Origin of the sequence: Methylobacterium terricola (assembly GCF_006151805.1) — a bacterium.
Taxonomy (GTDB): Bacteria; Pseudomonadota; Alphaproteobacteria; order Rhizobiales; family Beijerinckiaceae; genus Methylobacterium; species Methylobacterium terricola.
The window spans coordinates 186,068-201,303 of the sequence record NZ_VDDA01000011.1 but is presented as its reverse complement, the minus strand read 5'-3'; the positions used below and the strand labels follow the sequence as shown (position 1 = coordinate 201,303).

Genomic DNA, 15,236 nt, shown 5'->3' with positions numbered 1-15,236 from the left:
GGGGTGCGGGCCGCGCGCCGGCTGCTGGCCGACGACCCGGCGACGCCGGTGGTGGCGCTGGCGACCGCGCATGCGGCGAAGTTCCCCGACGCGGTGGAGGCGGCGACGGGGGTTCGCCCGGCGCTGCCGCCGCACCTGTCGGACCTGCTGGGGCGGCGCGAGCGCTTCACGGTCCTGCCGAACGACGAGGCGGCGGTGGAGCGGGCGATCCGCGAGCGCGCCCGCATCCTGAGGAACGCCGCATGAACCAGCATTTCGCCACGCTCGGCGCCTCGCCCGATCTCAAGATCACGCGGCTCCCGAACGGGCTCACCGTCGCCACCGAGGCGATGCCGGGGGTCGCCACCGCGACCCTCGGGGTGTGGGTCGGCGCCGGCTCGCGCAACGAGCGGCCGGAGGAGCACGGGCTAAGCCATCTGATCGAGCACATGGCGTTCAAGGGCACGACGTCCCGCACCGCCCGCCAGATCGCCGAGGACATCGAGAATGTCGGCGGCGAGATCAACGCCGCCACCAGCGTCGAGCAGACGAGCTACACCGCCCGGGTCCTCGGCGAGGATGCCGAGGTCGCCCTCGACGTGCTCGGCGACATCCTGACCCGCTCGACCTTCGAGGCCGGCGAGCTCGCCCGCGAGAAGGGCGTGATCCTGCAGGAATACGCCGCCGTCGAGGATACGCCGGACGACGTCGTCTACGACGCCTTCACGGAAGCCGCCTTTCCCGACCAGCCGCTCGGCCGGCCGATCCTCGGACGGCCGGAGACGATCCAGAGCTTCGACCGGGCGGCGATCGAGGCCTATCTCGCCCGCGAATACACACCCGGCCGGATGGTGCTGGCCGCCGCCGGCGCGGTCGAGCACGACGCCATCGTGGCGGCGGCGGACAAGCATTTCGGGGCGATGCGGGCGGTCGAGGCACCGGAGGCGGTGCCGGGGCAGTATCGCGGCGGCGAGCGCCGGATGCCGCGCAAGCTCGAGCAGGCCAACCTGGTGCTGGGTCTGCCCGGATTGTCGTTCCGCGACGAATCCTACTACGCCACCCATCTCTTCGCGCAGGTGCTGGGCGGCGGGCTGACCTCGCGGCTGTGGCACGAGGTGCGCGAGACCCGCGGCCTCGCCTACGAGATCCACGCCTTCCACTGGCCGTTCAGCGATTGCGGCCTGTTCGGCATCGGCGCCGGCACCGCGGGCGCCGATCTTCCCGGGCTCGTCGAGGTCACGCTGGCCTGCCTGCGCGACGCGGCCGAGACGGTCGACGCAGCCGAGCTCGCCCGGGCCAAAGCCCAGCTCAAGGTGGCGCTGCTCTCGGCGCTGGAAACGCCGGGCGGGCGCATCGAGCGGACGGCACGCCAGCTCCTCGCCTGGGGCCGGGTGATCCCCGCCGCCGAGGTCATCGCCAAGGTCGACGCCGTGACCCCCGACGACGTGCGGGCGGCCGGCCGCGCTCTGACCGCCGGCGCACCGACCATCGCGGCGATCGGGCCGATCAAGAAGCTCCAGAGCCTCGAGGCGGTGGGCAAGTCGCTGCGGGCGGCCTAGCGGCCTGAAGGCTTGCGCGGGTGAACCCTCCCCCTTGCGGGGGAGGGCGGGCCCTGCGTGAGCAGGGCCGCGAGAGGGCAGCGCGCGGCTCATCCAGGGCGCGTCCGTCGCCCTGGCCGCGACCTCGCCGGAAGCGGCGTCCCGTCTCCCGCCCCCCGCGCACGAGCGGATCGCACTCGAAGCGGGGCGCCCTCCCCTGCGGAGGGAGAGGAGTTCGGCGGGCAATGCCTCCAGGCGGCATGCCGTAGCGAACGGCTCAACGTCGACAATCGTACAGGCATCGTCCCGAATGTCGCGGGACGCCTCCTCTGTGACTCCACTCGCATGACCTAGTCCGAACGGCCGAGTGTCGAGTCAATCCCCGTCTCCGTAGAACCGATCCGCAATCGAGCGCGCGGGCGCCCGAAGGCGAGGCCTGCGCGGGCGAAGTTCCGGGGATGAGGAGACTGGCGGTATCGCCGTCCCGCCCACGCAACGACCGCATCGGCCTCAGGGGAACAGCAGACGTCGTCCGGCACGACCGGTCGGCGACGAGGTCGGGTGGAGACGATGGAGCTCGGGGGCATCGCGCACTCGGCGGTGGACGGGTCGTGCGAGGCGACGCTCCGGCAGAGCGTGTCGGTGCGCGGGCCCGGGCTGCATACCGGCCGCGTCGCCCGCGTCACCTTGGCCCCCGCCCCCGCCGGTCACGGCATCCGCTTTACGGTGCATTGCCCCCGCACCGGCACCCGTGCCGAAGTGCAGGCCGGCACGGCCGCCTGGGTCGCGAGCCGGATGAGCACGGCCCTCGACATCGGCCAGAGCCGCAAGCTGCGCACCATCGAGCACCTGATGGCGAGCCTCGCCGCCTCGCGCATCGACAATGCCGCGATCGCCGTCGAGGGCACCGAAATCCCGATTCTCGACGGCTCGGCCTCGCGCTGGTGTGCGCTGATCGACGAAGCCGGCCGCGTGCCGCAGGCCCGGCCACGCCAGGCGCTCCGCATCCGCGTGCCGTTCCAGGTGAACGGACTGCACGGCTTCCTGCGGGCCGAGCCGGGCGACGATTTCACCGTCGACGTCAGCACCGACCGGCTGCCGGATTTCGGCGTGCTGCGCTGGACCGGCCCGATCGATCCCGGCACGTTCCGCACCGCCATTGCCCCGAGCCGCAGCTTCGGCAACGCGTCGCTGATCTGGCGCACGCTGCTGAAGACGCGCCTTGCCCGGACGCTGCTGCCGGCGGGAGCGCGGGACCGGCTCTGGGCCCGCTCGTTCACCGCGCAGACCGTGGCCGAGTGCCGCCGTGACCCGGCCCCGGCCCGACCGGAGCACCAGCGCCCGATCCGCCCGGACACCGAGGACCGGATGCATCCCCGTGACCGCGAGCCCCTGCTGCGCGGCGCCCGTCCCGGGCGGGTGGCGATCCTGCTCGGCGGCCGGGTGCTCGGCGGCGCCCGCTTCCCGGACGAGCCGGTCCGGCACAAGATCCTCGATCTCGTCGGCGATCTGGCGCTGGCCGGCCGGCCGATCCTCGGGCGCGTCGTGGCGAACTGCCCGACCCACGCCCTCACCTTCGCCTTCCTGACCGAGCTGATGCGGCATCCGGAATGCTGGGAGGTCGTCCCGCTCGCCGAGGTCCGCCACCGCGCAACTTGATTTGGCCGCAAAGCGGAGCGATCGAAGCCCATCGACGGCCGCGCTCGCGGACGGCAGGGGAGATCCGGGGCCTCCGCCTTGCTCGGAAGCTTGGGCGTCAGTACGGTCCGGCACCCTCCCTTGAGCCGCCCCCGTGGCCGTGGCCGCCCCCGTCCGGTCGGAAGACCCCGAAGCTTGCGCACGCTCTCACTCGTCCTCGCCTGCCTTGCCGCCCTCGCCGGGCTGCTCCTGTCCGCGCCGCAGGCCCGCGCGGTCGAGGCCGTGCGCGTCACCCTCGACTCGCAGGCCATCGACCTCACCCCGGCGATCGAGCGCTACCGCTCGGACGGCGACCTGATCCAGATCTCCACCGCGCCCGGCAAGGACGGCATCGTGCGCCGCATCGCCGTGAAGGCGCGCGAGACCGGGGCGCGGCCGGACTGGATGGTGTTCGCGCTCACCAACGACACCGACGAGCAGATCGACCGCCTGCTGGTGGCCCCCCATTTCCGCCTCGTCGGCTCGGGCGTGGTGTGGCCCGATCTCGGCGGCTCGCGCATCGCCGCGATCACCGCGAGCCAGGGCATCCGGCCGGAGCGCGACGAGAGCCCGGATGCGGACCAGTTCGTCATCACCCTCGATCCCGGCACCACCGTCACCTTCGTGGCGGAGCTGCGCACGCCCACCGTGCCGCAGGTCTACCTCTGGGATCAGGATGCCTACCGCAAGAAGGCAACCGGTCTCACCCTGTATAAAGGCATCATCATCGGCATCGCCGGGCTGCTGGCGCTGTTTCTGACCATCGTGTTCGTGGTCAAGGGCGCCATCATCTTCCCGGCGGCGGCGGCTCTCGCCTGGGCGGTGCTCGCCTATGCCTGCATCGATTTCGGGTTCTTCCAGCGCATCTTTCCGGTGACGGAGGCCGCCGAGCGGATCTACCGCGCCTCGGCCGAGGCGGTGCTCGGCGCCACCCTTCTGGTGTTCCTGTTCGCCTATCTCAACCTCGCCCGCTGGCACGTGCGCTACAGCCATGTCGCGCTGATCTGGCTGCTGTTCCTCGCCGGCCTCGTGGGGCTCGCCGTCATCGACCCGCCGGTGGCGGCGGGCGTCGCCCGGATCTCCGTCGCCACGGTGGCGGGCGTCGGTCTGTTGCTGGTGGTCTATCTCGCGATCCACAACGGCTACGACCGGGCGATCCTGCTGATCCCGACCTGGCTGCTGCTGCTGGCCTGGGTGGTGGCGGCGGGCTTCGCCATCACCGGCCAGCTCCACAACGACCTCGTCCAGCCGGCTTTGATCGGCGGCCTGGTGCTGATCGTGATGCTGATCGGCTTCACGGTGCTCCAGCACGCCTTTGCCGGCGGGGGCCTCGGCAACAGCCTCGTCTCCGATACCGAGCGGCGGGCGCTGGCGCTCACCGGCGCCGGCGACGTGGTGTTCGACTGGGACGTGCCGGGCGACCGGGTCTTCGCCGGGACCGAGATCGAGGGCCAGCTCGGCCTCAAGCGCGGAGCGCTGGAGGGACCGCAGGCGAACTGGCTCTCCCTCCTCCACCCCTTCGACGTCGAGCGCTACTCGGCCGCCCTCGATACGGTGATCGAGGAGCGCCGCGGCCGCATCTCCCAGGATTTCCGCCTGCGCTCGGCCGCCGGCCCCTACTACTGGTTCCGTCTCAAGGCGCGGCCGGTGATCGGCACCGACGGCGAGGTGGTGCGCATCGTCGGCACCATTGCGGACGTGACCGAATCGAAGATCGCCGAGGAGCGGCTGCTGCACGACGCGGTGCACGACAACCTCACCGGCCTGCCCAACCGCGAATTGTTCAACGACCGGCTCGACGCCGCGCTCGCCCTCGCCAGCCAGGATCCGCGGCTGAAGCCGACCCTGTTCGCCGTCGACATCGACCGGTTCAAGCAGGTCAACGACGCGATCGGGCTCTCGGCCGGCGATTCGATCCTGCTGACCCTGTCGCGCCGCCTCAACCGGCTGTTGCGGCCGCAGGACACGCTCGCCCGCGTCGCCGGCGACGAGTTCGCGATCATCCTGCTCTCCGAGCGCGACCCCGACCGGATCATCGCCTTCGCCGACAGCATCCGCCGGGCGATCACCACGCCGATCACCTATGCCGACCGGGAGATCTTCCTCACCCCGTCGATCGGCGTCGCCCTGCACGAGGCGGGCGCGGTGGCGAAGCGCGACGACGTGATCAAGAACGCCGAACTGGCGATGATCAACGGCAAGCGCCAGGGCGGCGACCGGATCGAGGTCTACCGCCCGACCATGCGCTCCGACCGCGGCGAGCGGATGATGCTGGAGAGCGACCTGCGCCGGGCGCTGGAGCGCAACGAGATCAAGGTGCTGTTCCAGCCGATCGTGCGCCTCGAGGACCGCACCGTGGCGGGCTTCGAGACGGTGCTGCGCTGGGACCACCCGCGGCTCGGCCGCGTCGCCCCCCAGGTCTTCCTGCCGATCGCCGAGGAATCCGGCCTCATCGTCAATCTCGGCGTCTTCGCGCTGGAACGCACCGCGGCGGAACTCGCCGCCTGGCAGCAGGCGCTCGTCGTCGAGCCGCCGATCTTCGCCTCGGTCAACCTGTCGTCGCGCCAGCTCCTGCGCCACGACCTCCTGCACGACGTGAAGACCGTGCTCGCCCGCACCGGCGTCGTCCCCGGCTCGCTCAAGCTCGAGCTGACCGAGGCCCTGGTGATGGAGAACCCCGAATACGCCGCCCAGATGCTGGCCCGCATCCACGAGCTCGGGGCCGGCCTGTGCCTCGACGATTTCGGCACCGGCTACTCGGCGCTGACCTACATGCAGCGCTTCCCGTTCGACACGATCAAGATCGACCAGTCCTTCGTGCGCCAGATGGCGAACGGCCGTTCGGGCATCCTGCGCTCGATCGTCCGGATGGCCCAGGAACTCGGCCTCGAGATCGTCGCCGAGGGCGCCGAATCGGAGGCCGACGCGCTCGCCCTCGCCGAGGTCGGCTGCGACTTCGCGCAGGGCTTCGCCTTCGGCGAGCCGATGTCGGTCCTGCAGGCGCGGCAGCTGGTGGGGGCGGCGCCGGAGGCGGCGTAGCGGAGACCGGCCCGATCCGGCCCTGCGCGGCGATCCTGTGCGGTCTCGCACAGAAGCGGCCTCTGCCGGCGCGGGAGATTGGCGCGCGGCGCCGGACGCGTCGCATGACGGCGTCGCCCCGGGTGCCGGCTTGCTCGCGCTCGCCCCTATCGAGGAGCTGCCGATGAAGTGGTTACGTGCGGTCTTACTCCTCGCCGCAATGGTGGCGTCGGGGGCGCAGGCCGGTGCGGCATCCCCCGGCACCGTACCGGACCTGCCGACCTTCTCCGCGCATCGTGATCAGGCCCTCGACCGCCTGCGGACGCGCTGGGGCTCCGAGCATGCAGTGACCCTGAACGCCCCGCGGGAATGGCGCCCGGTTTCGTCGGGGCGGGGCGGGAAGCCCTCCCGAGGCATCCTCCTCGTGCACGGGCTCGGCGATTCCCCCTGGTCCTTCCACGACATCGCCCGGGACCTGGCCGCGGGCGGCATCCTCGTCCGCACGATCCTCCTGCCCGGTCACGGCACCCGTCCGGAGGATCTGCTCGATGTGGATGTGGGGCAGTGGCGGCAGGTCGTGCGCGAGCAGGCGGAGGCGTTGCGCCGCGATGTCGGGCAGGTCTATCTCGGCGGGTTCTCCACCGGGGCCAACCTCGTCACCGAGTATGCCTACGAGAACGAGGCCATCGCCGGGCTCGTGCTGTTCTCTCCCGGCTTCAAGTCGGACATACCCCTGGATTGGACGACGCCGCTGCTCGCCCGGATCCGCCCGTGGCTGCTGGCGCCGGGCGGGCGGGCACCGCTCCAGAACGAGGTTCGCTACCTCATGGTGCCGACCAACGGCTTCGCGCAGTTCTATTTCAGCAGCCGGGCGGTGCGGCGGCACCTCGACGAGCGGCCGTATGAAAAGCCGGTCTTCATGGTCGTGGCCCGGAACGATTCGGTGCTGGATGCGGGCTACCTGCTCGACACGTTCCGCGAGCGCTTCCCGCACCCGGCGAGCCGGCTGATCTGGTACGGCGAGACACCGGCGGGGCTGGGCGACGACACGCGGATCCTCGTGCGCAGCGACCGGCTGCCGGAATGGCGGATCAGCCAGTTCTCGCATATGGGCATCCTGTTCAGCCCCGGAAACCGCCTCTACGGCGATCGCGGGACCTCCCGCATCTGCTGGAACGGGCAGACCGATGCCGGCCTGCAGGCCTGCGAGCGCGGCGGGGAGGTCTGGTACTCGGACTGGGGCTATCGCGAAGCGAACAAGACCCACGCCCGGCTGACCTTCAACCCCTATTATGCGTGGCAATCCTCCGTCATGACATCCGTGCTCGATGCCGCGGCAGGGCGTCCCGGAAAGCTGGCCGGCGATCCGGCCGAGGGCTCGTCCGGGACGATACCGGAGGCCACGAGCCGGATCTCGTCCGCCGCGCCGGCAACCCGTCCCTGAAGCCGCCCCAAGACGGCCCCGGATCGTTCCGCCGACCGCGGCCCGTCGCGATCAGGGACGGCCTTCGCCGACCGGCTCCGCGCACAATGCCCCCAACGCTTCGACCAGCCGGTCCGGGTTCAGCGGCTTCCTCAGGATCGGCAAATCCGGCCACATCAGCCGCATCGCCCGCGGCAGCACGCCGCCGGTGCAGATCAGGACCGGCACGCCCTTGGCGATCAGGCATTCGGCGGTCGGGGTCGCCTCGCCATCGGCGAGGTTGAGGTCGAGGATCGCGATGTCGATCTCCTCGAAATCGATCAGCGCCAGGGCCTCGCGGTTGGTACGGGCCGGGCCGACGGCGTGGGCGTTCGAGCCGGTGACGATCTCGGTCAGCTCCAGGGCGACCAGCGCCTCGTCCTCGACGATCAGCACCCGTCGTCCGTCCAGCATCGCGATCTCCGTGGGGTCCAGGCCCGGCGAATCATGGCCGGAATCCGGCGGCCGCGGCGAGAGTGTGACGGCGGCTCCGCCCGGTCAATCACGCGAATGCGTCCCTCTCGCTTAAACCGTCCTTAACCATGACAGCAGCATCGTCAGCCAGGCCGTGAGCGGATGCGGCGCACCCGCCAGGGTGCGGTCCGGGCGGTCGATGAGGCGCGGAGAAGCGGCGATGGGCGAGGCGGCGTGGAGCATCGCGGACCAGGAGGGGAGCGGTCCGGAGCGCGGCGAGCGGAGCGGCCCGGATTTCGATCTGGTGCGGCGCCTGCTCCTGCCGCCGGGCTGGCTCGGCCCGCGTCCCTACCGGCTGCCCCTGCCCGACGAGATGGAGGCCGAGGAGGCCGACGATCTGGTCGCGCAGCTCGAAGCCGAGAACAAGGTGATGAAGGCGGTGCTGCGCTCCGAGCGCGAGGCTGCCGCCGAGCTGCGCGCCCAGGTGGCGGCGCTGACGACCCAGCAGGCACAGGACGAGGATACGCAGGAGGACCTGCGCGCCGACCGCGACCGCTGGGCCACCCTGGTCGAGCGCCTGCTGTTCGCCGCGCGGTGAGGCGACGCGCGGCCCGCCCCATCCCATCGCACGCCCTGCTGCCTGAAGTCGCACGGAGACGGCCATGAGCCCCCGCTGCTCGCTCGTCGTCAACGGCAAGCCCGTCCGTGTGGCGACCGGCGACACGCCCCTCGACGCCGCCCTGCCGCGCACCATCGCCGCGGGCCGCGACGGCCTGATCCAGGATTCCCTGCTGGAGACGCGCCAGCAGGACGCCCTGCCGCGCCTGCGCAACACCAGCCGCGCCCGCCCCCGCCTCGGCGACGGAGCCGCCACCCGGACGGGTCCGGCCCCCTCGCCCCTCGCCGTCCTCAGGACGGTGAAACGCGCCGGCACGCTGCTCTCGGTCACGCCGCTGTCGGGTGCGGTGATGGAGATGGTGGTGACGGTCTCGCGCAGCCTCGACGTTGCGCCCGGCCAGGCGGTCGAGGTCGGCTTCGCGGGGCTTCCCGCCCGGCCCTACTGCCCGACCCAGCGCATCGACGGCAATACCGAGCTCAACGAGCTCGTCTTCCACGTGCGGCGCGACATCGGCGCGCTCGGCCCGGCGCTCGGCGAGGCGGTGCAGCCCGGCCATGTCGTGCGGATCAAGGGGCCGGCCGGCGGCACGCCCTACCGGCCTGGTCCCGGACGCCTCATCCTGGTTTCGGCCGAGACCGGCTTCGCGCCGATCTGGGCCATCGCCCGGGCGGCGCGCCACGTCGAGATCGCCCGCGAGATGGTGGTGGTGGCCGGCGCGGCCGACGCCGACGATCTCTACATGCGCCCCGCCCTCGATTGGCTGCGCGGCACCGGCGTGCCGCAGATCACCCTGGCGGCGAGCCGCGACCGCCGCGGCCAGTCGGACGTGCGCCATGGGCCGGTCACCGCCCACCTGCCGACCCTGCGCGGCAGCGACACCGTGCACGTCGCCGGCCCGCCGGACATCGTGCGGGCGGTCGAGCGGCTGTGCGACAGCGTCGGCGCGGTGTGCGCCGCCCTGCCCTTCCTGCCCTCGCGCAGCCGCGCCCGCAGCCTGGTGACCCCGGGGGATACCGGGGCGCAGTTCGGGCTGTAAGCCCACGCGCCGGACGGTTCGAGGCCGCTACCCGGCCGCCCGGGATGCAACCGTCGCGACAAGTCTCGCGGCATCGCTCCGCGACCGAAGCACGAGGGTCGGCACCTGCGGTCCGCGCGCCTCGAGGTTGCGGGCGATCGCCGGTGCGGTGCCCGGCGCCTCAGGTCAGCTCGGACACCGGCACCGGGTAGGCGTGCGGCCGCCCGGCCAGCATCGCGTCGATCAGGGCCAGCACCTCGGTCCGCCCGACATTCGCCGCCTGCTCGAACGGCGTCCAGGTCTGATGGAAGTCGAGCGCGGCGAAGACCTCGCGGTAGCGGGCCAGTTCCGCGCGGGTCAGCGGCACGCCGCGCACGAAGGCCTTGTGAGCCGAGATCGTGAGCGCCTCGCGCGGGTTCGCGGGGTTCAGCTCGAATTTCAGCGCATCGCCGCAGAACACGATGCCGCGGCTCGCGTCGTGCAGCACGGCGTGACCGTCGAAATGGCCGGCGGTGCGGTGGAGCGACAGCCCCGGCAGCGGCTCCAGCACGTCGTCATAGGGCCAGGAGACCTGGAGCGCCGCGCTCCAGGTGAAGTCGGCCGCCGGCAGGCACAGTTCCGGGTCGAAGCGGTCCTGGATCTGCGGCAGCGCGCCGTAGCTGTGGGGATGCGAGGCCGAGAGGACCGCCATGCCGCCGAGCGCGGCGATGTGGTCGAGCGCGGCGTCGCTGAAGACCGGGCAGCCCTCGAAACCCATGTTGCCTTCGGGCGTGACGATCAGGTAGGCGCTCGGCCCGATGCCGGTGACCGGCTCGTTCCAGAACTTCCAGACGCCGGGCTCGACCTCCTCCCAGTGGCACGGGAACGCGGCTTGCGCCTCCGCGACGGGGCGGAAGCGCCAGCCGTCCTGCGGCACGACGTGACGCGCATCGAGGCAGAGCGGGCAGCTCGGCGGGGCCGCGAAGTGGCGCTGCCAGAAGCCGCAATTGTCGCAGACGAAGCTGGGAAGCTTGAGGGCGCCCGCGAAGGGCAGGTAACCGGGCACGCGAGACCTATCGGGGCAGCAGGGGGATGCCGCCGCAGATAGGGCGGGCGCGCCGGGCCGTCGACGCGTCAGAACACTCGCGGCAGGACCCGCCGCCGGCGGGAGAGCCGGCGGGTCGCCCCGGCGCCGAGGGCGAGCGCCGCCGCGCCGCCGAGGCAGAGGGCGGCGAGGCCGCCGACGAGGACGTCGCGCTGGCGGTCGGTGAAGAACTCGCTCCGGGTATGGGTCGTCTTGTCGGCGAAGCGGCCGTCGATCGCCGCCGGCCCGGGTGCCGGCTCGAACAGGTTGCCGGGCTTGTCGGGCGCCGGCTTGCCGATCTGCGCGTCCCAGCCGCGGGCCATGAACCGGTCGGAGATCGCCGGCGACACGGCCTGCATCAGCCCCATCTGCACCGTCGAGCGGCCGACCCAGATGTCGCGGCGGCGGTGATGCGCGGCGAACAGGATCGCGTCGGCGCAGAGCCGGGGGTCGAAGACCGGGGCCGGGATGTCCTGCTCGGCGCCCGTGCGGGTGCGGGCCCAACCGAATTGCGGCGTGTTCACTGCCGGCAGGTAGACGACCGTGAGCCCGATATCGATGGTCTCGTGCAGCAATTCCGAGCGCAGGCCGTCGGTGAAGCCGGTCACCGCGTGCTTGGCGGCGCAGTAGGGCACCTGGAGCGGCATCGACCGGATCCCCAGGCCGGAACTCACCTGCACGATGGTGCCGCGGTTGCGCCGGCGCATGTGGCGGAGCGCCGCGAGGGTGCCCCAGACCTGGCTGAGATAGGTGGTCTCGGTGACCCGCCGCCATTCCTCGGGGGTGATCTCGGGCGTCGGCGCGACGACCGACGACATCGCGTTGTTGACCCAAGTCTCGATCGGCCCGAGCTCGGCCTCGAACCGGTCGGCGGCCGCGTTCACCGCTGCGACATCGGCCACGTCGGCCGAGATACCCAGCACCGTGCCGCCGTGTCGGCGGAGCGCGGCTTCCGCGTCGCGCAACCGGCCCTCGTCTCGGGCGACGATCCCGACCGACCAGCCGTCCCTCGCGAAGGCGTGCGCCGTCGCCAGACCGATCCCCGCCGTACCGCCCGTCACCACCGCCACCCGCGCCACGCTCGCCTCCCGATGCTGGAATCAGGCCGGCAATGCGGAAGCCGGGCGACAGGTTCGATGCGGCGATGACGCACCGTGACGGACCGCAAAATGCGAGCGCCCCCGGACTGCGACGTCCGGGGGCGCTCATTGGTGATCAAGCCTCGCTCGCCGTCACCGCGCCGGCTCGGGCTCGCCGTGGTGGTCGTCGGTGCCGCGCCAGCGGTTGATCCGGATCAGGATGTTGCGGATCACCACGTAGAAGACCGGGGTGAGGAACAGGCCGAACACCGTCGCCCCGAGCATGCCGAACAGCACCGCCGTGCCGAGCGCCTGGCGCATCTCGGCGCCGGGGCCGGTGGCGAAGGCGAGCGGCACCACGCCGAGGATGAACGCGAAGGCGGTCATCAGGATCGGCCGCAGGCGCAGGCGGCAGGCCTCGACCGCGGCGGCGACCGGCCCCCGCCGCTCGCTCTCCTCGATCTGGTGGGCGAACTCGACGATCAGGATCGCGTTCTTGGCCGCCAGACCGATGAGCACGATGAGGCCGATCTGGGTCAGGATGTTGTTGTCCTGGCCCCGGAACTGCACGCCGGCGAGCGCCGCCAGCACGCCGGTCGGCACCACCAGCAGGATCGAGAGCGGCAGCGCCCAGGATTCGTACTGGGCGGCGAGCACCAGGAAGACCAGCAGCACGCCGAGCGCGAAGACGTAGATCGCCGTGTTGCCGACCGCCTTCTCCTGGAACGCGATCTCGGTCCACTCGAAGCTCATGCCGTCGGGCAGGATCCGGCGGGCGAGCGTCTCCATCGCGTCGAGGGACTGGCCCGAGGACACGCCCGGCCGCGAATCGCCCTGCACCGGGATCGAGTAGTACAGGTTGTAGCGCTGGACGATCTGCGGACCGGAGATGTCGCGGATGCTGGCGAGCGTCCCCATCGGCACGAGCGCACCGGTCGAGGAGCGCACCTTGAGCCGCTCGATGTCCTCCTTCTCCATCCGGTACTTGGCGTCGGCCTGGGCCCGGACCTGGTAGATGCGCCCGAAGGTGTTGAAGTCGTTGACGTAAGCGCCGCCGAGATTGACCTGGAGCGTCGAGAACACGTTGGCGAGCGGCACGTTCAGCATCCGCGCCACCGTGCGGTCGATGTCGAGGTAGATCTGCGGCGTGTCGTTGCCGAAGGTGGTGAAGACCCGGGTGAGCGCGGGGTCGCGGTTCGCCGCGCCGATGAGATCACCCGAGACCTGGAGCAGCCGGGCGATGTCCGAGCCCTCGCGGCTCTGCACCTGCATCTTGAAGCCGCCGGCATTGCCGAGGCCCCGGACCGGCGGCGGCGGAATCGCGATGATCCGGGCCTCCTGCATCGGGGCGGTCTTGGCGAGCACGGCCTGGAGGATCTTGCCGGCGGTGAGGCCCTTTTCCAGCCGCTCCTTGAACGGCTTCAACGGCAGGAACATCACCGCGCCGTTGGTGGTGTTGGTGAAGGTGGCGCCGTCGAAGCCGGCGATGACGACGGTGTTGCCGATGCCGTCGATGTCGAGGGAGCGGCGCGACACCTCCTGCACCACGGCGGTCGTGCGCTCGAGCGACGAGCCCGGCGGCAACTGCACCACGACGAGGAGGTAGCCCTGGTCCTGGAGCGGGATGAAGCCCGTCGGCGTGGTGCGCACGAGGTGCAGCACGCCGTAGATCACGCCGGCATAGAGCAGCAGCATCGCCAGCAGCGGCACCAGCCGCCCGGTGAGGAAGCGGATCGTCGCCGCATAGGCGTTCGCCGTCGCGTCGAAGGCGCGGTTGAAGGTGTTGGCCGCCCACGACCCGAACCGGGCGAGGAAGAAGCGCGGCCGGTGGTGCTCGGAATGGGGCTTCAGCAGCAGCTTGCACAGCGCCGGCGACAGCGTCAGCGAGTTGAACATCGAGATGATGGTCGAGGCTGCGATCGTCAGCGCGAACTGCCGGTAGAACTGGCCCGAGATGCCCGGGATGAAGGCGGTCGGGATGAACACCGCCGACAGCACCAGGGCGATGGCGACCACCGCGCCGCCGACCTCGTCCATGGTCTTGTGGGCCGCCTCGCCGGGCGAGAGCCCCTCGGCCATGTTGCGCTCGACGTTCTCCACCACGACGATCGCGTCGTCGACGACGATGCCGATGGCGAGGACGAGGCCGAACAGGGTCAGGTTGTTGAGCGAGAAGCCGAGCAGCGCCATCACCGCGAAGGTGCCGATCAGCGAGACCGGGATCGCGATGATCGGGATGATCGCGGTGCGCCAGCTCTGCAGGAAGACCAGGATCACCACCACGACGAGGACCACCGCCTCGCCCAGCGTCTTGTAGACCTCGTGCACCGATTCGGCAATGAACTCGGTCGGGTTGTAGGCGATCTTGAACTCGAGGCCGGGCGGGAAGTCCTTCGACAGGGTCTTCATCAGCGCCTGGACCTGCTCCGCCGCCTGGAGGGCGTTGGTGCCGGGCCGCTGGAACACGCCGATGCCGATCGCCGGCTGGCCGTTGAGGAACGACTTCGTCGTGTAGTCCTTCTGGCCGAGCTCGACCCGGGCGATGTCGGAGACCCGCACCAGGCGCCCGTCGGACGCCTTGACGATCACCTTGCGGAACTCGCTCGGATCCTGGAACCGCCCTTGCGTCTGCACGGTGAGCTGGAACGCCTGGCTCGCCGGGGCCGGCGGCGCGCCGAGCGCACCGGACGCCACCTGGACGTTCTGCTCCTGCAGCGCGTTGATCACGTCGGTGGTCGAGAGCTGGTAGGAGGCGAGCTTGTTCGGGTCGAGCCACAGCCGCAGCGCGTATTCCGAGCCGCCGAACACCGTGATGTCGCCGACGCCATTGAGGCGCAGCAGCGGGTCGCGCAGGCGCAGGTAGATGTAGTTCGCGAGGTAGTTCTGGTCGAAGGTGCCGTCGGGCGACAGCACGTGCACGACCATCATCAGGTCGGGCGACGACTTGCGGACCGTGACGCCGAGGTTGCGCACGTCGCCGGGCAGGCGCGGCTGGGCGACCGAGAGCCGGTTCTGGACCAGCACGTTGGCGATGTCGAGGTTGGTGCCGAGCGCGAAGGTGACGGTCAGCTGCATGTTGCCGTCGTTGGTCGACAGCGACGACATGTACAGCATGTTGTCGACGCCGTTGATCTCCTGCTCGATCGGCGTCGCGATGGTGGCCGCCACGGTCTCGGCGTTGGCGCCCGGATAGGAGGCGCGCACCACCACGGTCGGCGGCACGATCTCGGGGTACTGCGAGACGGGCAGCGAGATGTACGAGACGTAGCCGATGATCAGGATGACGATGGAGGTCACCGAGGCGAAGATCGGCCGGTCGACGAAGAAATGGGCAAAACGCATCGGTGGGCCTCTCGCGCCCTCATGCGGGCG

At 71.2% G+C, this 15,236-nt stretch carries 10 protein-coding genes and 1 pseudogene; 7 read left to right on the top strand and 4 right to left on the bottom strand.

Annotated elements, in window-relative coordinates:
• From FF100_RS22285 to FF100_RS22265, 5 genes and pseudogenes are all read left to right on the top strand, one after another.
• Positions 1 to 246 (top strand): annotated as a pseudogene (locus tag FF100_RS22285) (threonine synthase); the annotation flags it as partial.
• Positions 243 to 1,538 carry a M16 family metallopeptidase gene (locus FF100_RS22280; protein ID WP_139037954.1) on the top strand — a complete coding sequence of 432 codons (1,296 nt, stop codon included), beginning with the start codon at positions 243 to 245 and terminating at the stop codon, positions 1,536 to 1,538. The pseudogene FF100_RS22285 and the gene FF100_RS22280, both read left to right, overlap by 4 nt.
• A 549-nt stretch (positions 1,539 to 2,087) precedes the next feature.
• Entirely contained in the window at positions 2,088 to 3,176 is a 1,089-nt protein-coding gene (locus FF100_RS22275) for a UDP-3-O-acyl-N-acetylglucosamine deacetylase (RefSeq protein ID WP_139037965.1), read from the top strand.
• Between the two features lie 174 nt (positions 3,177 to 3,350).
• Positions 3,351 to 6,233: an EAL domain-containing protein gene (locus FF100_RS22270; RefSeq protein ID WP_139037953.1), complete on the top strand. Its 2,883-nt coding sequence runs from the start codon at positions 3,351 to 3,353 to the stop codon at positions 6,231 to 6,233.
• A 163-nt stretch (positions 6,234 to 6,396) separates the two neighbouring features.
• Positions 6,397 to 7,656: an alpha/beta hydrolase gene (locus FF100_RS22265; protein WP_139037952.1), complete on the top strand. Its 1,260-nt coding sequence runs from the start codon at positions 6,397 to 6,399 to the stop codon at positions 7,654 to 7,656.
• 51 nt (positions 7,657 to 7,707) lie between these two features.
• Here FF100_RS22265 and FF100_RS22260 read toward each other — a convergent pair whose 3' ends face one another.
• A complete protein-coding gene (locus FF100_RS22260) occupies positions 7,708 to 8,088 on the bottom strand; it encodes a response regulator (protein WP_139037951.1) in 381 nt (126 codons plus the stop codon).
• 220 nt (positions 8,089 to 8,308) lie between these two features.
• Between FF100_RS22260 and FF100_RS22255 the strand changes: the two genes are divergently transcribed.
• Both FF100_RS22255 and FF100_RS22250 read left to right on the top strand, forming a co-directional pair.
• Positions 8,309 to 8,686: a hypothetical protein gene (locus tag FF100_RS22255; protein ID WP_139037950.1), complete on the top strand. Its 378-nt coding sequence runs from the start codon at positions 8,309 to 8,311 to the stop codon at positions 8,684 to 8,686.
• A 64-nt stretch (positions 8,687 to 8,750) separates the two neighbouring features.
• Positions 8,751 to 9,743 carry a ferredoxin reductase domain-containing protein gene (locus FF100_RS22250; protein ID WP_139037949.1) on the top strand — a complete coding sequence of 331 codons (993 nt, stop codon included), beginning with the start codon at positions 8,751 to 8,753 and terminating at the stop codon, positions 9,741 to 9,743.
• A 160-nt stretch (positions 9,744 to 9,903) separates the two neighbouring features.
• On the opposite strand, the gene FF100_RS22245 is transcribed toward FF100_RS22250, so the two are convergent.
• The 3 genes from FF100_RS22245 to FF100_RS22235 form a co-directional block, all read right to left on the bottom strand.
• Entirely contained in the window at positions 9,904 to 10,767 is an 864-nt protein-coding gene (locus FF100_RS22245) for an MBL fold metallo-hydrolase (protein ID WP_139037948.1), read from the bottom strand.
• 68 nt (positions 10,768 to 10,835) lie between these two features.
• On the bottom strand, positions 10,836 to 11,864 hold the full coding sequence (locus FF100_RS22240) for an SDR family oxidoreductase (RefSeq protein ID WP_139037947.1): 1,029 nt from the start codon (positions 11,862 to 11,864) through the stop codon (positions 10,836 to 10,838).
• 153 nt (positions 11,865 to 12,017) lie between these two features.
• Positions 12,018 to 15,206, bottom strand: a complete 3,189-nt coding sequence (locus FF100_RS22235; protein WP_139037946.1) for an efflux RND transporter permease subunit — start codon at positions 15,204 to 15,206, stop codon at positions 12,018 to 12,020.
• Positions 15,207 to 15,236 lie beyond the last annotated feature (30 nt).